Source organism: Actinacidiphila bryophytorum (assembly GCF_016916835.1).
In the GTDB taxonomy this organism is placed as follows: domain Bacteria; phylum Actinomycetota; class Actinomycetes; order Streptomycetales; family Streptomycetaceae; genus Actinacidiphila; species Actinacidiphila bryophytorum.
Genome location: NZ_JAFFIX010000012.1, coordinates 15,908 through 37,026 on the forward strand (window position 1 = coordinate 15,908; position 21,119 = coordinate 37,026).

The following is a 21,119-nucleotide window of genomic DNA, read 5'->3' on the forward strand; positions in this document are numbered from 1 at the left end:
TCCTCCGGTGGTCGCGGTGGGCATCGTCAGCGTCCCGCGGTGATCGCGGCGGCGGCGGAGAGCAGGTCGGACAGCGGGCCGAGCGCCGTGCCGAGTGCGGCGCAGGCGACCAGCCCCGCGACCAGCGGCGCCGCCGCCACCGCCCCCAGCGCGTGCGGCGCATCCCCGGGGCGGCCCGCGGGCTGCGGCGGCCCGAGCACCATCCGGCCGGTGCGGTAGCCGAGCGCGGCGAAGGCCAGCAGCACCAGCGCCAGGGCGGGCGACACCGCCCAGCCGAGCCCGCCCGCGTAGCCGCCGCGGACGATGCCGACCTCGGAGGCGAACAGCGAGAAGGGCGGCATCCCCAGCAGGGCGACCACCGCGAGGCCGAACACCGCGCCCAGCGCGGGCGACTGGGCCAGCAGTCCGCGCACCCGGCCGATCCGGGTGGTTCCGCGCAGCCGCAGGATGTGCCCGGAGGAGCAGAAGGCCACGGTCTTGGCCAGGCCGTGGCCCGCGATGTGCAGCAAAGCCGCCGACATCACCGCGGGGCTGCCGATCGCCGCGCCCAGGGCGATCACGCTCATGTGCTCCATGCTGGAGTAGGCGAGCATCCGCTTGTAGTCGCGCTGCGCGAGCAGCAGCGCCGCCGACAGGCACAGCGTGAGCAGGGCGACGGCTGCCAGCAGCGCGCGGGTGTAGCCGGTGCCCAGCGCGGTGTCGGCGATGACCTTGAAGCGCAGCAGCGCGGTGAAGGACACCGCCGGCAGCACCCCCGACATCAGCGCGGACACCGGTGCGGGCGCCTGGCTGTGGGCGTCGGGCAGCCAGGCGTGCAGCGGTACGAGCCCGGCCTTGGCGCCGAAGCCGAGGACGACGAGGGCCATGCCGAGCCGGGTCACCGCCGGGTCCAGGCGGTCGGCGCGGGCGGCGAGCGTGGGCCAGTCCAGCGCGGACGCCTCGGAGACCCCGGCCTGGCGTGCGGCGTAGTAGACGAGCACGGTCCCCAGGAAGGCCAGCGCGATACCGGCCGAGCAGATCACCACGTACTTCCAGGCCGCCTCGACCGAGGTGCGGGTGTGCCGGTGGCCGACGAGGAAGGCGGTGACGATGGTCGTCGCCTCGATGGCGACCCACACGACGCCGAGATTCGCGGCCAGCAGGGCCAGGCACATCGCGGCGAGGAAGGCGGGGACGAGGGCGTGGTAGCGCTGGGCGCCGGCCTCGTCGGTGTGCCCGGCGGCGCGTTCGCCCGCGAGATAGCCGGGGCTCGCGGCCAGCGCCAGCAGGGCGACGGCCCCGACCACCAGCAGCATCCACACGCTGAGCCCGTCGGCGCGCAGCAGCCTGCCGTACGCGGTGACCGGTCCGTGGGAGGGCACGGACGCGGCCAGCACCACCGCGGACACCAGGATCGCGGCGGGCGCGAGCAGCCCCGCCCACTGCGTCAGCCGGTGCCCGGGTGCGGTGCCGCCGGACGCGGCGGCACGGCGCCAGGCGACGGCGTGGGCGGCAGCGGCCGCCAGCGGTACGGCGACCGGCGCGGTCAGCAGCAGGGCCGAGTCGGTGGGGGTCATCGGTCGCTCAGCTCCCGCAGGTCGTCCAGGTCCGTGCCGCCGAAGGCGGCCCGCATCCGGGTGGTCAGCACGTGCAGCACCAGGACGGCGAGCAGCACGTCGAAGGACACCCCCAGCTCCACGATCGGCGGCACCCCGGAAGCGGCGAGGAAGGCGGTCGCGGTGATGCCGTTGTCGAGGGTGAGGAAGCCGACGACCTGGGCGATCGCCCTACGCCGTGCGACCAGCACGAAGAAGCCGACGAGCACGACGGCCAGCCCCACCGGGAGCGCCCTGGTCGCGGGCGTGGGGTGCAGGGCGACCAGCGGCCGGGCGGCGGCGTAGGCGAGCAGCGTGAGCAGCGCGGCCGTCACCAGCGAGGCGGCGACGTTCACCACCGGCCGGGTCTCGCGTGCCTCGCTGACGTCCTCGCGGTAGGGCGAGCGGTACGCGGCCGGGGGCGGCGGGTCCGCCGCGCCGCCGGTCCGCGCGCCGAGCGCCCGCCGCAGCAGGTACGGCAGGACGCCGGCCCGCAGCACCCCGACTCCCGCGGCGACCACGAGCAGCCCCCAGCGCCGCTCGTGCACGCCCAGCACCGCGGCGATCGCGGCAAGCGCCGCACCCTGCACGGCCAGGACCCGCACCAGCACGGCCAGTTCCCGCTGCCACAGCACGACCACCGCACACAGCAGGAGCACACCGCAGGCCAGGTCGAGCAGCTGCGTGTACGCACCGGAGGTCAACGGACCGCCTCCCCCGTCAGGAAGTACGAGGCCACCACCGCGAGCAGCGCCAGCAGGAAGGAGCCGGCGAGCAGTTCCGGCACCTTGAACAGCCGCACCTTGGCCCAGAAGACCTCGGCCGCGGCCAGCAGGGTGCCGAGCAGCGCGGTCTTGACCACCAGCAGGACCAGTGCCAGGCCCAGCAGCGGCAGCGAACCGCCGGTGGCGGTGCCCCAGGGCGCGGCGAGCGAGCCGAGCAGCCCGAGCAGGACGGCCAGCCGCATCTGCGAGCCGAGTTCGACCAGGGCCAGGTCGGGGCCCGCGTACTCCAGGACCATCGCCTCGTGGACCATGGTCAGTTCCAGGTGGGTGGCCGGGTTGTCGACGGGGATGCGGCCGGCCTCGGCCAGGACCGCCACCGCGAGCGCCGCGACCGCGAGCAGCCCGGCGGGCGAGGCGGGGCGGGCCGGGTGGTGGATCGTGCCGGCGATGATCGCGGCGAGGTTGGTCGAGCCGACCGGGATCGACACGGCGAACACCGCGAGCAGGATGGTCGGTTCGACCAGGGCGGCGATCGTCATCTCGCGCGAGGCGCCCATGCCGCCGAAGGCCGTGCCGGTGTCCAGGCCGGCGAGCGCCAGCGCCACCGTGCCGAGCGCCAGGAGCGCGACCACCAGGATCAGGTCGGCGCTGCCGCTGACCGGCGTCCGGGTGGAGGCGAGCGGCATGAGGGCCGCGACCACCGCCGTGGTGGCGACGAGCAGCAGGGGCGCGAGCCGGAAGGCCGGCCCGGTGCCGACCGGGGTGACCGCCTCCTTGCGCAGCAGCTTGCGCACATCCCGCCACGGCTGCCCGACCCCGGCCCCCGCCCGCCCTTCCAGCCGCGCCCGCACCTGCCGCATCCACCCGCCCAGCACCGGCGCCCCACCGACGACGACCACGACCTGCGCCCCCACGGCCACGTACCCGACGCCGCTCACCAGCCCACCACCAGGACCGCCAGGACCGTGACCAGGCCGAAGAGGCCGTAGGCCAGGTAGAGGTGGACGCTGCCGGTGGCGAGGTGGCGGGCTCGGGCTGCCGTGCGGGAGAGGGCGGTCAGGACCGGGAGGTAGAGGCGGTGTTCGATGCGGTCGGGGACCAGGCGTTGGAAGCGGACGCGGCGGACGAGGTAGGCCGATTCGCGGACCGGGGTGACATGCACGTCCTGTTCCGGTGCCAGCACGTCGTCGAAGACCCGCTGCAGCGGCTCGGCGAACGACGTCGCCGTATACGCCATGCGCGGGGTGGGGGCACCGCCCCCGCAGTCCCACAGCCGCGCGTCGCGGCGCCGCCCGCGGCGGGCGGGCAGCCGGGCGAGCCCCGCGGCGGCGGCGACGCCCGCGACCAGGGCGAGCGCGACCCACAGCGGGTACAGCGAGGCCGAGGTGTGGTGCAGCCGGACGCTCAGCCCGGCACCGGCGAGTGACGTACCGCCGGCCGGCCCGGCCGCCGCCGCGGCCCGTGCCAGGGGGCCGCCGAGCAGCCCCGGGGCCAGGGCGAGGACCGCGCAGCCGGCGGCCAGCAGCCCCATGCCGGCCAGCATGGCGGGCGGGCTCTCGGCGGCCCGCGCCGCCGGTTCGCTGCGCGGGCGGGCGAAGAAGCCCACGCCGAGCGCCTTCACGAACACCGCCGCGGCCAGGCCCGCCGACAGCGCGATCACCGCGACGGCCAGCGGCAGGACGACCGCGGTGGCCGCACCCGGCACCGCGAAGCCGTGCACGAGCGCCTGGAGCAGCAGCCACTCGCTGACGAAGCCGTTGCCCGGCGGCAGCGCCACCGCCCCGAGCGCCCCGACCGCGAACAGGCCTGCGGTGGCGGGCATCCGGGCGCGCAGGCCGCCCAGCCGGTCGAGGTCGCGCAGCCCGGTGGCTCGCAGGACCGAACCGGCGGCGCAGAACAACAGGGCCTTGAAAGCTGAGTGGTTGACCACGTGCAGCAGTGCCGCGGCCAGCGCGAGCGCGGCCAGCGGCTCGTCGCCCGCGGCCCGGAAGAGTCCGGCCGCCCCGGCGCCGACCACGACCAGTCCCATGTTCTCCGACGTCGAGTACGCCAGCAGCCGCTTGAGGTCGGAGGCCATGGCCGCCTGGAGGATGCCGTACACCGCGGAGAGCCCGCCCGCGGCGGTCAGCAGCAGCCACCACCAGGCGGGGCCGCCGCCGAGCAGGTCGAAGCCGACGCGCAGCACACCGTAGACACCGAGGTTGACCATGGCCGCGCTCATCAACGCCGAGACGTGGCTGGGGGCTTCGGGGTGCGCCCGGGGCAGCCAGGCGTGCAGCGGCGCGAGGCCGGCCTTGGAGGTGAAGGCCGCCGCCGTGGCGACGAAGACCGTGCCCCTGACGGCGGGCGACATCCCGGCCGCGCCCGCGCGCAGGTCGGCGAAGGACTCGCCGCCGGCCCGCGCGGCGAAGAGGCCGAGCCCGGCCAGCAGCAGGACGAAGCCCAGCTGCGTCATCACCGCGTACCAGAGCCCCGCTTGGCCCACCGACGGCCGCTCGCGGTGCTCGGCCAGCACCAGCAGCAGGGAGGTGAGGGCCATCAGCTCCCACAGGAGCAGGAAGGTCGAGACGGACGCCGCCGCGGGCACGAGGAGCAGCGCGAGCGCGAACAGCGGCAGTACGGCCTGCGCGCCGCGCGAGCGGATCCCCTGCGCGGGGCGGCCTCCCGGGTACGCGGTGCCGTATGTGCCGCCCGCCCCGTCACGGCGACCCCCACCGCCGGGCGAGGCGTCCCGCACACCGAACGAACCGCCCGCCCCGTCGTCGTGACCGCCACCGCCGGGCGACGGGTGCCCACCGAACGAACCGCCCGCCCCGTCACCGCGACCACCACCAGGCGACGCGTCCCCCACACCGAACGAACCGGCCCCCGCGTCACGGCGACCCCCACCGCCGCGCGACGGGTGCCCACGGAACGAACCGCCCACCGCGTCACCGCGACCGCCACCGCCGGGCGAGGCGTGCCCCACACCGAACGAACCGCCCACCCCGTCGTCGTGACCGCCACCGCTGGGCGAGGCGGCCGCCATGTCGTGACCGCCCGGGGATGCGCCGTCGGGGCCGGCGCCCGGCGGGGGCTGGTCGTGGGTGCCGCCCGGGGAGGCGTACCCGATGCCGTAGACGGCCGCGGCCACGGTGACCGCGCCGGCGACCGCCAGGAAGAGCCCTGACAGGGCGTCGACCGCGAGCCGCACCCCGGCCAGCGGCAGCAGCCCCGGCAGCCACACGCCGTAGCGGCTGCCGCCCAGCGCCGCCGCGCCCGCCACGACACCGGCGGCGCCGAGGCCCGCGGTGCACACCCCGGCGGCCAGCGGGCGGACCCTGGCCGGGGCGAGGGCGCCGGCCAGCGAACCGGCACCGCCCAGGCCCGCGGCGACCGCGAGAGCGGGACCGATCGCGTTCACCGGCCGGTGACCGTACGCAGCGCCGCCACGATCGCAGCCGGCTCCGGCGGGCAGCCGGGCACCCTGACGTCGACGGGCACGACGTCGGCGACGGCGCCCTCGACCCCGTAGCCGCCTGCGAACTCGCCGCAGTCCAGGGCGCAGTCGCCGACCGCGACGACCAGGGCCGGCTGCGGCATCGCCGCGACCGTGCGCCGCAGCGGCTCGGCCATGTTGCGGGTGACGGGGCCGGTGACCAGGGCGACGTCGGCGTGCCGGGGCGAGGCCACCAGCCGGGCGCCGTAACGCTCGGCGTCGTACACGGGGCCGAAGGCGTTGCCGATCTCGATCTCGCACCCGTTGCAGGAGCCCGCGTCGATGCAGCGCACCTGTGCCGAGCCGCCCAGCTCCCGGGCGGCGGGCAGCGGACCCGGCTCAGGCCGCGGCGGCGCGGCCTCCGCCACCCGCCCGGTCCGCCGGATCTTGCGCAACAGGCCGCCCATCCCCACTCCTCATGGTCACTCCCGGCGGGCTACGTCGGGGTCCGCCCGGTCGCGCCGCCCTCGGACGAGGCCGCCCGCAGGTCGGCGAGCAGCTCGGCCTGGCCGGCCAGGACCCCGGACAGGATCGTGCGCGCCACCCGCAGCAGCTCCGCCACGTGCGGGCTGGTCAGCGAGTAGTAGACGTTCGAGCCCTCTTTGCGGGTCACGACGAGGTTCGCCCGGCGCAGCACGGCCAGCTGCTGCGAGAGGTGGGACGGCTCGATGCCCACCTCGGCCAGCATCTCGGCCACCGAGTGCTCGCGCTCGCTGAGCAGTTCGAGCACCCGGATGCGCACGGGGTGCCCGAGCGTCTTGAAGAACTCGGCCTTGAGCTGGTAGAGAGGCGCGCTCATCGCCCTGCCCTCCCGCCGGCCCCGGCCGTCGACGGCCCGGAAGGCCGGTCCGCCACTCGTCGCATGCACACAGATCCAGTCGCCATGACGCCATCCTCGCGCCCCATGGCAGCAGTGATGACATCACGAATTGCCAATTTCTGCAATTCGTCGCCACGGCAAGTCCATGGCGGCGACCCGGGGCGGCCTCCCGACGGCCGCGGCGCGGCCCGCACGCCGCCCACCTGCACAGTTGCATGATTCGTCAATTGAGCACATGATTCATTGGTCGCGTCCGAGCGTCCAGCCGCGCACACCCGAACGGAAGCCCGCCATGCCCGACGCACCCACCCCCGCCGCCCAGGACCCCGCCACCCAGCCGGAAGCCCTCCCGAGGGACCCCGGCGCGGGCAGCGAGAAGTACAAGGCGAGGGGCGTCGCCCTGCGCGTGGTCGTCTACGTCATCGCCGGCCATTTCTTCGCCGGCTTCCTGTGGCTGCTCTTCTACCTGGGAGCCAACTCCCACAAGTAGCCCCGTGGCCCGCCGCGGGCATGACGCAGCTCACCCCGAGCTGAATACGCATATGAAATGCAAGATTGACAGCGGGGATGGGCATCACCCCCATGCTGGCCATGCTCGACCACCTCGCCCGTACCTCGTGCGTACGCCAGGTCACCGTCGTCCACGCCGCCCGCAGCCCGCGCGACCACCCGCACCGGGAGGAGCAGGCGGAGCTGGTCGCCCGGCTCGCGGGCGCCGAACTGCAGCTGTGGTACGAGACGGACGCGCACCTGTCCGCGCACACCGGTGCGCGCAGTGGGCGACCCGCGCTCGGCCACCTGCGCCCCCGCCCGGACAGCACCGCGTACCTGTGCGGCCCGCTGCCCTTCATGCGCGCGGTCCGCGGGGACCTGCTTGCCCTCGGCGTCCACCCGTCCGCCGTCCACTACGAGGTGTTCGGCCCCGACCTGTGGCGCAGCCGGTGAGCCGCAGGACCGTGCGGCTCTGACAGCTCCCGCACCCGGTACACCGGGCCACCGGCCGCGGCCACTTGACCTGGGGATTGCCAGTCCTTTACACATCGGTTGTGGCCTCCTCCCCCGACCTCCCCGCCCCCGGCGCCCCGAGCACGCAGGGGTGGCGGGTGGTGCGGCCGCGCGGGCTGCTGGATCTGCGGTGCCGCCCGGGGGTCGCGGAACTGGAGTACGCGGCAGGGGCCGTCGTGGTGGTGACCGGGCTGCCGGGGGCGGGCAAGAGCACGCTGATCGCACGGGCGGCGCGGGCCGCCTTCGCCGACTCGCAGACGGTCAGGGAGCGCTGGGCGGCCCGCGTGCCGGGGTGGGTGGCCTACGGGGTCTACCGGCCGCTGGTCCGGGTCGAGCACTACGCGCGGCTGCGCACCGCGCTGCGGCGGGCCGAGCCGCTGGTGGTGCACGACAGCGGTTCGCAGGCCTGGGTGCGCAGTTGGCTCGCCCGCACCAGCCGGCGCCGCCGACGTCCCGTGCACCTGATCACGTTGGTGGTCAGCGAGGGCGAGGCGGTGGCGGGCCAGCAGGCCAGGGGCCGCGGGGTCACGCCGTACGCCCTCGGCCGGCATGTGCGCGCGTCGCTGTCGCTGGAAAGGGAGTTGGCCACATCGGGCGCCCCGCCGCCCGGTTACGCCTCGGCCGTGCTGCTCGACCGGCGGTGTGCCGCCTCCCTGCACGCGATCCGCTTCGGCCCTGAGCCGGCCGCCGGCTGACCCCGCCACCCGCCGACCTGCCGCCCGCGGGGCGTGACCGGGCGGCGGGAGGCGGCCCGGACACGGCCGGAGGCCGCTGCTAACCTCTTCTGACAACTCATCACTTCTGACAACTTCATACCCGCGACCGCAGAGGAACGCGCATGACTTCGACCACGTCCGGCACCTCGGCAGCGGGCACCACAGGGCACTTAGCCCACGCCCCCGGCATCGTCCTGGCCATCATCGTCTCCTGTCAGATGATGGTCGTCGTCGACACCACCGCGATGACCGTGGCACTCCCGCAGATCCAGTCCGACCTGGGCTTCTCTGCCACCGGCCTGTCCTGGGTGCTCAACGCGTACGTGCTCGCCTACGGCGGTCTGCTGCTGCTCGGCGGGCGCACCGGTGACATCTTCGGGCGCCGCAACACCTTCATGGCCGGTGTGCTGCTGTTCACGGTGTGCTCGCTGCTCGGCGGATTCGCGGTGGACGACTGGCAGTTGCTTGCGGCCCGGGCGGCCCAGGGCGTCGGGGCGGCCTTCGCCGCGCCGGGTGCGATGTCGCTGCTCGTGACCAACTTCGCCGAGGGCACCGCACGCAACAAGGCGCTGGCGGTCTACTCCACGCTGGCCGGTCTCGGCATGGCCCTCGGGATGATCCTCAGCGGCATCTTCACCGAGTGGGCGTCCTGGCGCTGGGTCCTCTTCGTCAACGTGCCGATCGGCCTGACCGCGGTGGTCCTCACCCCGAAGTACATCGCGGCGCCCGAGAAGCGCCCGGGCCGCGTGGACACCATCGGCGCCTTCACCGCCACGGCCGGGGTGACCGCGCTGGTGTACGGGCTCATCCGCGGCGAGTCGGCGGGATGGACCGACGGTGTGGCCGTCGGATCGCTCGCCGGTGCGGTGCTGCTGCTCAGCCTGTTCCTCTTCACGCAATTCCGGGTCGCCAATCCCATCATGCCGATGCGGTTGTTCGCCGACCCGGTCCGCAGCGCCGGATACGCGGCGATGCTCCTTGTGCTCGCCTGCAATTTCAGCGTCTTCTATTTCACCCCGCAGTTCCTGCAGGAGGTGCTGGGATTCAGCGCGCTGCGGGCCGGGCTCGGATTCCTGCCGATGGGCGCGGCCATGTTCGCGATGTCGCGCACCACACCGCGACTGCTGCCCAGGTTCGGGCCGCGGCGGCTGATCATCAGCGGGATCGCACTGATCCTGGCGGGTGTGGCCTGGCTTGCGCAGCTGGGCGCGGGCACCTCCTACGCGACCGGCCCGCTCTTCCCGCTGATCCTGGTCGGTGTCGGGATCGGGACCTTCCTGATGCCGCTGACCGCGCTGATCCTGGGCGGCGTCGAGCCGCGCGACTCCGGTATCGCCTCGGGCATCCTGCAGACGATGCAGCAGATCGGCGGCGCCCTGGGCCTGGCCGTGCTGGTGACCGTGTACGACGCGGGCGCGGGCGGCGCCCCGGCGGGGCGGGCCGCCATGGCCGACGGCATCGGCGACGCACTGCTGGTCGGCACCGGCTTCGTCGTGGTCGCGCTGGTCCTGGCGGTGGCCGCGATCAAGTCCAAGCCACGCGGGTAGGACTGCACCGCCCGCGCACCGCGGTTCCGCTGGCCGAAAAGCGCTGCCGCCGCGGACCCCCTCCGACGCCCGGCACGGCGGCTGCCAAGCCGGTTCCAAGTCCACGTTAAGTGCACATTCCCGGTGGATAAAAATGGGCGCCCGCTGGTTTATCGATCTCCCGGCACGGAAAAAAATGCGCCCTGCAATCAACGAAAGACGAAACGGAATATTCGCGCCTCATTTTGCCGAAAAATGCCGCCCTGTTTTTGGCCAAACGATACCAGCCATGTTGACCTTCCTCGCGCCGACGTCGGATGATTCGATCGAATCGGCAGCGTAAAAGTAAAGGTTAGGTCATGTCGCAAATTTTCGAGGCAATATCGCCCGAATTATCCACCGCACCGGTGCGCGAAGTCTTCTACCCGGAACTGCCCCGGCTGCTCCCCTACGCCTACCATCCCAGAGCCGCACAAATCGAGATTGCGTCGAACGGCTGGATCCGCCGGCAGCTCGGCGCATGCTTCGCGAGCGAGGCGGAGCTGCTCTTCTTCCTGCGGCAGCGCAACGGCATCTACGGCCCGCTGACCGTGCCGGAGGCCGACGCCCAGCGGGCGCTCGACATCGCCGACTGGTACCAGTACGTCACGGTCATCGACAGCTCGGTGTCCGACCGCTCCGGGCTGGGCGCCGACGACGGGGCGGCCCGGCGGGTCTTCGCCGACATCGTCGCCGACTTCACCGCGGACGGCGGCGCGGCCGAGGCCGCGGCGGGCCGCGTGACGGACACCGCGGCGGACGCCGGCGCACGCAGCGCGACCGAGGCAGCGTACGGCAACGCGGCCAAGGACCTCTGGCGGCGCATCAGCCCCGGCCTGTCCCCCGCCCAGAAGCGGCGCTTCGGTGCGAGCCTGGCGGCCTTCCTGCGCGGCTGCGCCAGCGAGATCAGGGCCAAACTGACCGACGACGTACCGGACTTCGAGACGTGCATCCAGGTGCGGCTGGACAGTTTCGGCTGCGACTTCATCGAACTGATGACCGAGTACGGCGCCGCCGTCGACATGAGCGACGTGCTGCCCGAGCTGGCCGAGGTCCACGACCACTGCCGACGGCAGATGATCATCATCAACGACCTCCTGTCGTGGCGCAAGGAGCAGGCGCAGGACGACAAGATGACCGTCGTCCGGGTGCTCACCGAGCGCGAGGGCCGCGGCATCCAGGACGCGGTCAACCGGCTGTGCGAGCTGGTCGAGCACCACGAGCGCACCTACATCGCGCTGCGCGACGAACTGCTCGCCGGGCCGCTGGGCGAGCGCCCCGACGTGGTGGCGTATCTGCGCGCCCTGGACCACATGATGGGCGGCAGCCAGGAGTTCGAGTACCTGACGCCCCGCTACTACGGCGACGGCTCGGTGTGGGACGGGTCCACCTCGGGGTGGCTGGACCTCGACGCGCCCGTCGTACGCTTCCGGTCCCAGCCGTCCTCCGCGGCGCGCGAGCCCGCGGGCGGCCCGGCGGCCGGGGCGGCGGCCCGCTGCCCGGTGGACCACGGCCGCGCCCTCGGCTCCGCGCCCGCCCCGGCTCCGGCAGCCGCGCCCGCCGCCGACCGCTCCCCCGCGACCGCCCCCGCGGCACCGCGCACCAGGCCCGCCCCCCGCACGTGGCGGGTGGCCGTCGCGAACGGCGCCGTGCCGGTCCTCGGGCACGCGCTGCACCTGTGGCGCAGGCCGCTGGAGTTCCTCGCCGGGCTGCCCGGGCAGGGCGACCTGGTCGAGATCCGGCTCGGCCCGAAGAAGGCCTACCTCGCCTGCCACCCGGACCTGGTCATGCAGGTGCTGCTGGAGGCGCGCACCTTCGACAAGGGCGGGCCGCTGTTCGAGAAGGCGCGGCTGCTGGTCGGCAACGGCCTGGTCAGCTCCGAGTGGGAGGACCACCGCACCCAGCGCAGGATGCTGCAGCCCGCCTTCCACCCCTCGCGGATGCCCGGCTACGTCTCGCTGATGCGCGAGGAGGTCGAAGGGGTGCTCGCCGACTGGCAGGAGGGCAGGGCCTTCGATGTCAGCGACGCCATGCACGCGCTGACGCTGCGCATCACCGCCCGCACCATGTTCTCCACCAGCGTCGGCGAGCGGGCCATCCCGGAAGTGGCGTACTGCATGCCGCTGATCATGCGCGGGGTCTACCAGCGGATGGTCGCACCGACCGGCTGGCAGGAGCGGATGCCGACACCCGGCAACCGCAGGTTCGACGCGCTGCGTGCCCGTATGCACGCGGTCATCGGCGAGACCATCGAGGACCAGCGCAGGGCCGGCACCGACCGGGGCGACCTGCTGTCCATCCTGGTCAACGCGCGTGACGAGGACACCGGCGCAGGGCTGACCGACGCGGAGATCTACGACCAGGTCATGACGCTGCTGATCGGCGGCACCGAGACCACGGGCAACACCATGGCGTGGGTCTTCCACGTGCTCGCCGAACACCCGGAGATCGAGCGGCGGCTGCACGCCGAGCTGGACGAGGTGCTGCCCGACGGCCGCGCACCGGAGTTCGCGGACCTGCCGCGGCTGGACTACACCTGGCGGGTCCTGAACGAGACGCTGCGGATGTACCCGCCGGCCTGGCTGCTCACCCGCACCACCACCAAGCGCACCGAGCTGGCCGGCAAGGTGCTCGAACCCGGCACCATCGTCATGTACAGCCCCTACGCGCTCGGCCGGCAGGCCGCGCACTTCGAGAACCCCGAGCGCTTCGACCCGGACCGCTGGCTGCCCGACCGGTCCGCCGGCGTGCCGCGCGGCGCGATGGTGCCCTTCAGCGCGGGCAACCGCAAGTGCATCGGCGACGCCTTCGGGCAGGCCGAGACCACGCTGACGCTCGCCACCATCGCCACCCGCTGGCAGCTGCGGCCCGCGCCCGGCGCCAAGCCCAACGTGGCCGTGCCCAAGGCCTCGCTGGGGACGGGCCCGCTGGACATGATCCCGACACCGCGCCGCCGGCGCGTACGAACGGGCAGCCCCACGCCCTCCGAGATCAGCTGAGACGGGGTCGTACACCATGACGAATCGGACGCGTCTCGGTCAGCCGACGGCCCCGAGCGCGCAGGAGTCCCTGGAGCGCTGCGGCCGGATGGTGCTGCCCGCGCTGCGCGACACGGTCGACCGGCTTCCCCCGGGGGTGCGGCACATGGCCTCCTTCGCCTTCGGCTGGAGCGACTCCGCCGGTGCCGCACGCGGCGGCGGCCGGGGCAAGGGGCTGCGGCCCGCGCTGACGATGCTGTCGGCCGAGGCCGTCGGCGGGTCGGCGCAGGACGCCGTGGCGGGTGCCGTCGCGGTGGAGCTGGTGCACGCCTTCTCCCTCATCCACGACGACATCATGGACGGCGACGAGCTGCGGCGGCACCAGGAGACGCTGTGGAAGGCCTTCGGCGTCGGCCCCGCCATGCTCGCGGGCGACGCGCTGCTCTCGCTCGCCTTCGCCACCGTCAGCGGGACCGCAGCGGCCGAGGCGGCCGCCATGCTGTCCACGACGCTCATCGAACTGGTCGACGGGCAGTCCGAGGACATCGCCTTCGAGGACCGCCCGTGGACCGGTGCCGACGCGGTGACCGTCGACCAGTACACGCGGATGGCCGCGAACAAGACGGGCTCGCTGCTGGCCTGTTCCGCGGGCCTGGGCGCCCTCTTCGGCGGCGGCAGCCCGACCGCGACGGCCGCGCTGGCCACCGCGGGCAGCCGGCTGGGCGCCGGCTTCCAGGCGATCGACGACCTGCTGGGGATCTGGGGCGACCCGGCGGTGACCGGGAAGCCGGTCTTCAGCGACCTGCGCCGGCGCAAGAAGACGCTGCCGGTGGTCTTCGCCCTTGGGGTTGACGACGCCGCGCACGCGCCCGCCCTCGCCGAGCTGCTGGAGGCCGACCCGGACGCCTTCGATGTCGACCTGGCCGTACGTCAGGCGGCCGAGCTGATCGAGCGGGTGGGCGGCAGGTCCTTCACCGAGGGCCGGGCCGAACTGCAGCTGGCCCAGGCCCTGGAGGTCATCGACGACGTCGCCGTCAACCGCGGCGCGGCAGCGGAACTCACCGAGCTGGCGCGCTTCATCGCCGACCGCTCGCACTGAACCAGCCCCACACAAGGGAGTTCGGCATGACAGACACCGCTCAGGACAGGCCGGTCCACGAGATCTTCGACCCGGGCTCTGCCGATTACCGCAAGTGCCCCTACGACGCCTACGCGACCGGCCGCACCAGCATTCCGGTCGCGCACCACGAGAAGTTCGACGAGTGGATCGTCACCGGCCGCGAGGAGCTGGACGCGGTCCTGCGCGACCCGGGCTTCACCAGCCGCTACAACCTCGAAGGCTCCTACCCCTTCACCCCGGAGAGCCGCGAGGTCCTGGACGGCACCCTCTTCTTCCAGAACGCCATCTACAACGTCGAAGGCCCCGCCCACACCCGCTTCCGCACGCTGATCAGCGAGTACTTCACCCCGCGCAGCCTGCGCCGGCTCACGCCCGGCATCGAGCGGATCTCCCGGACCCTGATCGCGGACTTCGCGGCGGCGGGCCGGGGCGACCTGCTCAAGCAGGTGGCCTACCCGCTGCCGTACACGGTGATCTGCGAGCTGATCGGGATACCCGAGCAGGACCGCGAGACCGTCAAGGCGTGGAACGACATGTGGCTGGCCCTGCAGGTCGTACCGCTGCCGCCCGAGCAGCAGTTGCAGGCCGCGAAGACCGTGCCCGTCTACGAGGCCTACCTGCGGGACCTGCTGCACCGGCGCGGCGAGCAGCCCACCGACGACCTGGCCGGCGGCCTGGCACGGGCCGCACGCGCCGAGGACCCGGTGTGCAGCGAGGACCAGGCCGTGGTGGCGCTGCGGTTCATGATCGCGGCAGGCCACGAGACCACGACCAACCTGATCGCCAACACCGTCCACCAGCTGCTGCAGCAGCCGGAGCTGTGGCAGGCGGTGGTCGCCGACCGCACCCTGGCCGGGGCGGCCGTCGAGGAGACGCTGCGGTACGACTCCTCCGTGCAGGGCGCGCTGCGGGTCGCCACCGAGGACACCAGAGTCGGCGCCACCGAGCTGTCCGCGGGAGCCCGGCTGCGGGTGATGTTCGCGGCGGTCGGCCGCGACCCCGGCTGGGTCGAGGACGCCGACACCTTCCGGCTGGACCGGCAGGGGCCGCCCCAGCACCTGGGGTTCGGCGTCGGCGTCCACTTCTGCGCCGGTGCCGCGCTGGCACGCCTGGAGACCCGGATCGCCGTGGAGACCCTCGCGGAGCTGATCCCCGACCTGGCGCTGCCCGAGGACTTCGAAGCGCAGTACCTGCCGGGCGGCTTCATCTTCCACGCGCTGACCGAACTGCCCCTGGTACGCGCCTGACCCGGCCCGCGGACGACGGTTGACGGCCCGGTACGCAGCGGGTGCGTACCGGGCCGTCCGCCGCCCGGGCCGAGGCAGCCGACACGGCACCGCGGTGCGTACGCCCTTCCGGACGCACCGTATGTCACAGTTCCGGCAGCGGGGCCCTCCCGGTGGGAGAGGCCCCGGCAGCGGGCCGTGAACGAGAGGCGGAGGGCATGAACCTCACCGTTGTGGCCGCGACGGGCGGCGTCGGCAGGCACCTGCTCGGGCAGGCGCTCTCGGCCGGGCACCAGGTGACCGCCGTGGTCCGCGACCCGGCCAAGCTCGGCGAGCGGGCAGGACCCAAAGTGCGGGTCGTCACCGCGGACCTGTCCGCACCCGACCCGGAGGCGCTGCGGAGCGCCGTCGACGGCGCCGACGCCGTACTGTCCGGCTTCGGCCCGCACGGGCAGGCCGACGCCGGGCACACCGCTTCTGGGACGCAGGCAGTCGTCGAGGCGATGCGCGCGACAGGGGTGCGGCGGATCGTCGCGGTCAGCGCGGCGCCCGTCTCGACGCTCCCCTCCCCCGGCCGGCCGCACCCGCCGCGGCACGACCCCGGCGACACCCTGGCGATGCGCTACGTCGCCGCGCCGCTGGGCCGGCTCTTCCTGGGCAAGGTCTTCGCGGACCTCGCGGCCATGGAGGACGTGCTGCGCGCCGGCGGGCTGGACTGGACGGTGGTCCGGCCGCCCCGGCTCACCGGCAAGCCGCTGACCGCGACCTACCGCACGGCGGTCGACCGCAACCTCAGGGGCGGCACCAGCGTGCCGCGCGCCGACGTCGCCCACCTCATGCTGCACTGCGTGCAGGACCAGGCGACCGTCGGGCACGCCCTGGGCATCGCCACCTGACCCGCGGGTCAGTGGTGGGCGTGGCGCCAGGCCTTGACGGCGTCGGCCGACACGACGAAGAAGAGCACCGCGCACACCGTGGCGACGATCAGCAGCGCGGCCCTGCCATCCGGTCCCGAGTTCACCGCCCACCAGCACAGCAGGCCGGCGATGGCCAGCAGGACCGGCGCGGAGATCGCCGACACCAGAAGACGCAGGTCGTGGCCCGGGCCCGGGCGGTGGTTACCGACTGTGGTCACGGCGGCCTCCTTCGCTCATGGCGCGGAAACGGTCGGGACCGGCGCCATGAGTGTCGGATAACCCGTACAGAGCGCCGCAAACCGCCCCTGGCTGCGGCCGCCGACCCGCAGCCGGGCGGCGGCGCTTCACCCAGGGCAGAACGCCGCTCCCTTCCGCCGGGGCCGCGGGTCCCTAGGCTGAAGAGGTGAGCACTCATGCGCCGAACGAAGCCCGCGTCATCCCGCTGCGCCGCCCGCAGGCCGCGCCGCAGACCTCGCAGCCGGGAGCCGGCCGCGTGACCCCGGCGGCGGCGCCGGGTCCCGTGACCGGTCCCCTCCCGGTCCGGCAGGCGCCCGCGCCCAGGGAGCCGCTGTGGCGGGACCTGGTGGGCGACGCGCTGCGGCGCGAGCGGCTCGCGCAGGAGCGCACCCTCAAGGACGTCGCCGAGCAGGCACGCATCTCGGTGCCGTACCTGTCGGAGCTGGAGCGCGGGCGCAAGGAGGGCTCGTCCGAGGTGATCGCGGCGGCCGCCCACGCCCTAGGCCTCGGCCTCGCCGACCTGCTCTCGCTCGCCCAGGACGAGCTGGCCAGGCACGCCCGCAGCCGGGTGGCACGCGGCCGTACGTCCTCGCCCTCCGCGCACCACAACGGGCTGTGCCTGGTCGCCTGACCCGACCTGACCTGACCTGCCCCGACCTGCCCCGACCCGGACCCGCCGCCCGCATCAGACGCGGGCGGCGGGTCGCGGGTCCTGCGGCCGTCAGGCGAAGGCGAGCCGGCGGCTGAGCACCTCGTCGGCGACCCCGTAGGCCACCGCCTCCTCCGCGGTGAGGACCTTGTCCCGGTCCATGTCCGCCCGCAGCGTCGCCACGTCGTGGTGGGTGTGCCGCGACAGGACCTCCTCGACCTGCGAGCGGATACGGCCCATCTCCTTGGCCGCGAGGGTGAGGTCGGAGACCGTCCCCTGCCGGCCGCCGCTGGCCGGCTGGCCGAGCAGCACCCGGGAGTGCTGCAGCACGAACCGCCGCCCGGGATCCCCGCCGGCCAGCAGCACCGCGGCCGTGGACGCCGCCTGGCCGACGCAGAAGGTGGAGATCGGCGCCTGCACGAAGGTCATCGTGTCGTAGATCGCCATCAGCGAGGTGAACGATCCGCCCGGTGAGTTGAGGTAGATCGAGATCTCCTGCTCCGGGCTCGCCGACTCCAGGTGCAGCAGCTGCGCGATGACGACGTTGGCGACCCCGTCGTCGATCTCGGTGCCCAGGAAGATGATGCGCTCGTTCAGCAGCCGGCTGAACACGTCGTAGGACCGCTCGCCCTGCGCGGTCCGCTCGACGACGTAAGGAACGGTGTAGGACCCCATGTCACAGCCCCATCCGTCGGCGGGACGCGTCCGGGCGGATGTCGGCGAGCGTCTCCACCACCCGGTCCACGATCCCGTACTCCCTGGCCTGCTCGGCGGTGAACCAGCGGTCCCGGTCGCCGTCCCTGGCGATCGTCTCCTGGCTCTGCCCGGTGTGCTCCGCGGTGATCCGCTCGATGGCCTTCTTGGTGAACTCCAGGTTCTCCGCCTGGATCTCGATGTCCGCCGCGGTGCCGCCGATGCCGGCGGACGGCTGGTGCATCATGATCCGCGCGTTCGGCAGCGCGAAGCGCTTGCCCGGCGCCCCCACGGTGAGCAGGAACTGCCCCATGCTGGCGGCGAACCCCATCGCCAGCGTCGAGACGTCGTTGGGGATGAGCCGCAGCGTGTCGTAGATGGCAAGCCCCGCGGTCACCGAGCCGCCGGGGCTGTTGATGTACAGGCAGATGTCGGTGCGCGGGTCCTCAGCCGACAGGATCAGCAGCTGCGCGCACACCCGGTTGGCCGACACGTCGTCGACCTGCGTGCCGAGCAGGACGATGCGCTGGGCGAGCAGCTGGGCGGCGAGATGGTCGTCGAAGCGGCTGGGAGGCGTGTCCCCCTCCTCCGCGCGGGGCGGCGAAAGGGCGGTCAGTGGAGTCATCCGGGTCTCCTTGTCGGATCAGGACTTGCCGTCCACCCCACTGTTGACCTCGCAGGACCCCCGCAGGCCCGGTCTCTGCCCGCCGCAGATTCGCCACCGGCAGAGCGGGACCCTCAGGCCTCGGGTCGGGCGCCGCGGGTGGCACCCGCCGACGCCGCCATCACGCAGAGCACCGCGGCCCACTGCGACCAGTGCAGGGACTCGCCGAGGACGACCAGGCCGATCAGCGCCGCCATGGCGGGTTCCAGACTCATCAGGATGCCGAAGACATGCGGCGGGATCTTGCGGAGGGCTTCCAGCTCCAGGGAGTAGGGGACCACGGAGGACAGCAGTGCCACGCCGAGGCCCGCGAGCAGCACCCAGGGCCGGACCAGGGCGGTGCCGCTGTCGACCACTCCGAAGGGGACGGCGACCAGGGCGGCGACGGCCATGCCCACGGCCAGGCCGTTGCCCTCGGTGGTGCGGCGGCCCAGCGCCGCGCCGAGCAGGATGTACAGGCCCCAGCAGATGCCCGCCGCCAGGGCGAACAGCAGGCCGACGAGGTCGAGTTCGCCGCGCCCCTCCACCAGCAGAGCCACGCCTCCCCCGGCCAGCAGCGCCCACAGCACGTCGAGCCAGCGTCTCGACCCGCCCAGGGCCACCGCCAGCGGGCCGAGGAATTCGGTGGTCACCGCGATGCCCAGCGGGAGCCGGTCGAGGGCCAGGTAGAAGCAGAGGTTCATCACGCCCAGGACCAGGCCGTAGCCGACCACCACGGTCCACGCTCTGCGGTCCATGCGCAGCGACGGCCGCCAGAAGAGCATCAGCACCGCGGCGGCGAAGAAGAGCCGCAGCGCGACCGTCCCGAAGCTGCCCACCTCGCCGAACAGCTGCTTGGCCACAGCCGAGCCGACCTGGACGCTGAGGATGCCCACCAGGACGAGGGCGGGCGGCGGGATCGCGCCGAAGGCACGACCGGCGAGCACGGTCGGGGAGGTGCGCGGGACCGAGGCGGCATCGGCCCCGTCGGCGTTCAGGATGGCCACAGGGGGATTCTCGGAGACCGGCCGCGGTGGGGCACGCGGTTTTCCCGGGCGGCGGTCTTCCGGCCTCCGGATTCCCGATGGCGCTTCCCGGCCCGCGGTAGCCGGGCTCAGTGGGTCAGGGCGTTGGCGCTGACGATGAAGAGGCCGAGCAGCACGTCGACGGCGCCGACCCGGCAGGACGCAGCCCAGCCCTGCCCGGCCGTCCGGGCCGCCAGCAGCCCCCAGCCGAAGAGGGTGACGGTGTTGACGGTGAGGATCACGTCGACCGCGGCCTGCTCGCCCCACCACCCGGCGGCGGCGCCCGCCACTGCGGCCACCGTCGGGAGGGCGGAGGCCACGAGCGGCCATTCGGCGAGCACCGCGCGGACGCTCTCTGCGGTGGCCTTCTTCCCGTCGGCCGTCCAGTGGGAGATGGCGTGGGCGTAGCCGTGGGCCGCGGCGGCGGCCAGTGCCGCCACCAGGATCCACAGCGCGTCGTAGCCCGCGTTGGGCTCGCCGCTGTCGGAGTCGAGGGCGGAGGCCAGCGAGCTGGCGAGCACGGTCCCGTACACACCGCCGAACAGCAGCCGCTGCCACGGCACACCCAGCGGGCCTGTGGCGGTGCCCTGAAGCGTCATCCCCCCACGATGGCACCGCGGTCCACCCGGCCCGGTGCGCCCCGCCGGGGGCGCACCGGGAGTGGGTTCTGTCAGCCCACCGCCCTCCAGTGGTCGTAGGTGCTGAGCATCTGGTAGCTGCGGGTCGGGCAGTAGAAGGCGCTGTTGGGCTGGTCGTAGTGGGTGTCGGAGTTCGCGGAGGTCGCGACGGACCAGGTGCCGTTGTTGCGCACCGAGATGCTGCTCGACTCGAAGGTCAGGCCCGCCATGTCGTCGCAGGAGTAGGCCCGGCCCGAGGAGCCGGTGGCCGAGTACAGCTCCTCGATGTCCCAGCCGTCGGTGCGCCCTGACTGGTTGGTCCCCGACTGGGTGAAGAGGGTGTCCCAGCGGCCGGCCGCGTAGTTGTAGAGCGCCGCCGTCCAGGTGTTGGAGGCGGCGGACGTCCTGACGACCCGCCCGGTGTAGGCGCTGGAGCCGTTGGTGTACGTGCTCAGGAAGGAGCTGTTGATCGGTACGGAGGCGGCGAAGCTGACGCTCCTGCACCAGTCCCACGCGGAGACCGCGCGTACGGACGTGGTGTAGACGGTGACCAGCTCGACGCAGGAGCCGCCGGGCGGGTACATGGTCGGGGTGTAGATGGTGGTGGCGCTGTTCTTCACGGTGAGCTGGGTGGTGACCGACTGGGTGGCGCAGGAACCGTCGGCGCCGGACTGTGACTTGAAGGCGGTGCCCTGGGCCGGGTGGATGCTGACCAGCGGCCGGACGGCGGTGCTTCCGGCGCCGGCGCCCGCGCTGCTGCCCGTGCCGAGCGGACCCTTGTCGGGGATGCCGTACTGCGCGCGGTGCTGCGCGGTCAGCGACGAGAGCTGCCGCTGCACTTCCGCGGGCGCCAGGGCGCCCTGCACGGAGCCGCCGGCCAGGGCGGTCGAGCTGCAGACGCCGACGGCCGCGGGGGCCGCGGCACTTGCGGCGGAGGTGACGGCGGACGGTGCCGCGGCCGACGGCGCTGCGGGACGTGCGGCGGCGACACCCGTGCCGCCGCCCAGCAGCATGGCAGCGGTCGCGGCGAGGACGGCCGCTGTGGTCCTGGGACTTCTCACGCTGGTGCGCTCCTCTCAGGAGGGTGGGGGTAACGCATAGGTGAGCATGCCCATGCCAACAGGCGCCGAC

20 protein-coding genes and 1 pseudogene are annotated in these 21,119 nt (G+C 73.6%); 9 read left to right on the forward strand and 12 right to left on the reverse strand.

What is annotated here, in order from left to right:
- Window positions 1-26 precede the first annotated feature (26 nt).
- The 6 genes from JT723_RS18905 to JT723_RS18930 are packed head-to-tail and all read right to left on the reverse strand — an operon-like array spanning window position 27 to window position 6,576.
- Complete coding sequence (locus tag JT723_RS18905) at window positions 27-1,556, reverse strand: proton-conducting transporter transmembrane domain-containing protein (RefSeq protein ID WP_205045868.1); 1,530 nt, start codon at window positions 1,554-1,556, stop codon at window positions 27-29.
- Entirely contained in the window at window positions 1,553-2,278 is a 726-nt protein-coding gene (locus tag JT723_RS18910) for a hypothetical protein (RefSeq protein WP_205045869.1), read from the reverse strand. The genes JT723_RS18905 and JT723_RS18910 overlap by 4 nt, the downstream gene beginning before the upstream one ends.
- Window positions 2,275-3,237, reverse strand: a complete 963-nt coding sequence (locus tag JT723_RS18915) for a respiratory chain complex I subunit 1 family protein (RefSeq protein ID WP_205045870.1) — start codon at window positions 3,235-3,237, stop codon at window positions 2,275-2,277. Before JT723_RS18915 ends, JT723_RS18910 begins: the two co-directional genes overlap by 4 nt.
- Window positions 3,234-5,702, reverse strand: a complete 2,469-nt coding sequence (locus JT723_RS18920; RefSeq protein ID WP_251512685.1) for a proton-conducting transporter transmembrane domain-containing protein — start codon at window positions 5,700-5,702, stop codon at window positions 3,234-3,236. The genes JT723_RS18915 and JT723_RS18920 overlap by 4 nt, the downstream gene beginning before the upstream one ends.
- On the reverse strand, window positions 5,699-6,184 hold the full coding sequence (locus JT723_RS18925) for an NADH-quinone oxidoreductase subunit B family protein (RefSeq protein WP_205045871.1): 486 nt from the start codon (window positions 6,182-6,184) through the stop codon (window positions 5,699-5,701). Before JT723_RS18925 ends, JT723_RS18920 begins: the two co-directional genes overlap by 4 nt.
- 29 nt (window positions 6,185-6,213) lie before the next feature.
- Window positions 6,214-6,576, reverse strand: coding sequence for an ArsR/SmtB family transcription factor (locus JT723_RS18930; protein ID WP_205045872.1), 363 nt, complete (start codon window positions 6,574-6,576; stop codon window positions 6,214-6,216).
- Between the two features lie 313 nt (window positions 6,577-6,889).
- Between JT723_RS18930 and JT723_RS18935 the strand changes: the two genes are divergently transcribed.
- The 8 genes and pseudogenes from JT723_RS18935 (at window position 6,890) to JT723_RS18970 (ending at window position 16,103) form a co-directional block, all read left to right on the forward strand.
- Entirely contained in the window at window positions 6,890-7,087 is a 198-nt protein-coding gene (locus JT723_RS18935) for a DUF6126 family protein (RefSeq protein WP_205046026.1), read from the forward strand.
- A 68-nt stretch (window positions 7,088-7,155) separates the two neighbouring features.
- A pseudogene (locus JT723_RS18940) lies at window positions 7,156-7,542 on the forward strand (ferredoxin reductase domain-containing protein); the annotation flags it as partial.
- Between the two features lie 101 nt (window positions 7,543-7,643).
- Complete coding sequence (locus JT723_RS18945) at window positions 7,644-8,297, forward strand: AAA family ATPase (protein WP_240165848.1); 654 nt, start codon at window positions 7,644-7,646, stop codon at window positions 8,295-8,297.
- Window positions 8,298-8,440: 143 nt separating this feature from the next.
- The gene (locus tag JT723_RS18950; protein WP_205045875.1) at window positions 8,441-9,865 is read left to right on the forward strand and encodes an MFS transporter; all 1,425 of its coding nucleotides are present in this window, start codon (window positions 8,441-8,443) and stop codon (window positions 9,863-9,865) included.
- A gap of 338 nt (window positions 9,866-10,203) precedes the next feature.
- Window positions 10,204-12,882, forward strand: coding sequence for a cytochrome P450 (locus tag JT723_RS35200; RefSeq protein ID WP_240165849.1), 2,679 nt, complete (start codon window positions 10,204-10,206; stop codon window positions 12,880-12,882).
- Between the two features lie 16 nt (window positions 12,883-12,898).
- On the forward strand, window positions 12,899-13,960 hold the full coding sequence (locus JT723_RS18960; protein ID WP_205045876.1) for a polyprenyl synthetase family protein: 1,062 nt from the start codon (window positions 12,899-12,901) through the stop codon (window positions 13,958-13,960).
- Between the two features lie 26 nt (window positions 13,961-13,986).
- A complete protein-coding gene (locus tag JT723_RS18965; protein ID WP_205045877.1) occupies window positions 13,987-15,228 on the forward strand; it encodes a cytochrome P450 in 1,242 nt (413 codons plus the stop codon).
- A 197-nt stretch (window positions 15,229-15,425) separates the two neighbouring features.
- Entirely contained in the window at window positions 15,426-16,103 is a 678-nt protein-coding gene (locus JT723_RS18970) for an NAD(P)-dependent oxidoreductase (protein ID WP_205045878.1), read from the forward strand.
- 8 nt (window positions 16,104-16,111) lie between these two features.
- On the opposite strand, the gene JT723_RS18975 is transcribed toward JT723_RS18970, so the two are convergent.
- Window positions 16,112-16,342, reverse strand: a complete 231-nt coding sequence (locus tag JT723_RS18975) for a hypothetical protein (protein ID WP_205045879.1) — start codon at window positions 16,340-16,342, stop codon at window positions 16,112-16,114.
- Between the two features lie 185 nt (window positions 16,343-16,527).
- Here JT723_RS18975 and JT723_RS18980 point away from each other — a divergent pair, with 185 nt between their 5' ends.
- A complete protein-coding gene (locus JT723_RS18980) occupies window positions 16,528-16,992 on the forward strand; it encodes a helix-turn-helix domain-containing protein (RefSeq protein WP_251512686.1) in 465 nt (154 codons plus the stop codon).
- 90 nt (window positions 16,993-17,082) lie between these two features.
- On the opposite strand, the gene JT723_RS18985 is transcribed toward JT723_RS18980, so the two are convergent.
- The 5 genes from JT723_RS18985 to JT723_RS19005 form a co-directional block, all read right to left on the reverse strand.
- Window positions 17,083-17,685 (reverse strand): ClpP family protease, encoded by a 603-nt coding sequence (locus tag JT723_RS18985; protein ID WP_205045880.1) that lies wholly within the window; start codon window positions 17,683-17,685, stop codon window positions 17,083-17,085.
- Between the two features lies 1 nt (window position 17,686).
- Window positions 17,687-18,328, reverse strand: coding sequence for an ATP-dependent Clp protease proteolytic subunit (locus tag JT723_RS18990; protein WP_205045881.1), 642 nt, complete (start codon window positions 18,326-18,328; stop codon window positions 17,687-17,689).
- Window positions 18,329-18,441: 113 nt separating this feature from the next.
- Complete coding sequence (locus tag JT723_RS18995) at window positions 18,442-19,353, reverse strand: EamA family transporter (protein ID WP_205045882.1); 912 nt, start codon at window positions 19,351-19,353, stop codon at window positions 18,442-18,444.
- A gap of 107 nt (window positions 19,354-19,460) precedes the next feature.
- A complete protein-coding gene (locus JT723_RS19000; RefSeq protein ID WP_205045883.1) occupies window positions 19,461-19,970 on the reverse strand; it encodes a hypothetical protein in 510 nt (169 codons plus the stop codon).
- A gap of 71 nt (window positions 19,971-20,041) precedes the next feature.
- Complete coding sequence (locus tag JT723_RS19005) at window positions 20,042-21,049, reverse strand: carbohydrate-binding protein (RefSeq protein ID WP_205045884.1); 1,008 nt, start codon at window positions 21,047-21,049, stop codon at window positions 20,042-20,044.
- Between the last annotated feature and the right edge of the window lie 70 nt (window positions 21,050-21,119).

Bases quoted from the DNA above. Each gene is read 5' to 3' on its own strand.
- JT723_RS19000 (WP_205045883.1), bottom strand. From the start codon at position 19,970: ATGACGCTTCAGGGCACCGCCACAGGCCCGCTGGGTGTGCCGTGGCAG.
- JT723_RS18930 (WP_205045872.1), bottom strand. From the start codon at position 6,576: ATGAGCGCGCCTCTCTACCAGCTCAAGGCCGAGTTCTTCAAGACGCTC.
- JT723_RS18935 (WP_205046026.1), top strand. From the start codon at position 6,890: ATGCCCGACGCACCCACCCCCGCCGCCCAGGACCCCGCCACCCAGCCG.
- JT723_RS18905 (WP_205045868.1), bottom strand. From the start codon at position 1,556: ATGACCCCCACCGACTCGGCCCTGCTGCTGACCGCGCCGGTCGCCGTA.
- JT723_RS18950 (WP_205045875.1), top strand. From the start codon at position 8,441: ATGACTTCGACCACGTCCGGCACCTCGGCAGCGGGCACCACAGGGCAC.
- JT723_RS18985 (WP_205045880.1), bottom strand. From the start codon at position 17,685: ATGGGGTCCTACACCGTTCCTTACGTCGTCGAGCGGACCGCGCAGGGC.
- JT723_RS18965 (WP_205045877.1), top strand. From the start codon at position 13,987: ATGACAGACACCGCTCAGGACAGGCCGGTCCACGAGATCTTCGACCCG.
- JT723_RS35200 (WP_240165849.1), top strand. From the start codon at position 10,204: ATGTCGCAAATTTTCGAGGCAATATCGCCCGAATTATCCACCGCACCG.
- JT723_RS18925 (WP_205045871.1), bottom strand. From the start codon at position 6,184: ATGGGCGGCCTGTTGCGCAAGATCCGGCGGACCGGGCGGGTGGCGGAG.
- JT723_RS18990 (WP_205045881.1), bottom strand. From the start codon at position 18,328: ATGACTCCACTGACCGCCCTTTCGCCGCCCCGCGCGGAGGAGGGGGAC.
- JT723_RS18960 (WP_205045876.1), top strand. From the start codon at position 12,899: ATGACGAATCGGACGCGTCTCGGTCAGCCGACGGCCCCGAGCGCGCAG.
- JT723_RS18970 (WP_205045878.1), top strand. From the start codon at position 15,426: ATGAACCTCACCGTTGTGGCCGCGACGGGCGGCGTCGGCAGGCACCTG.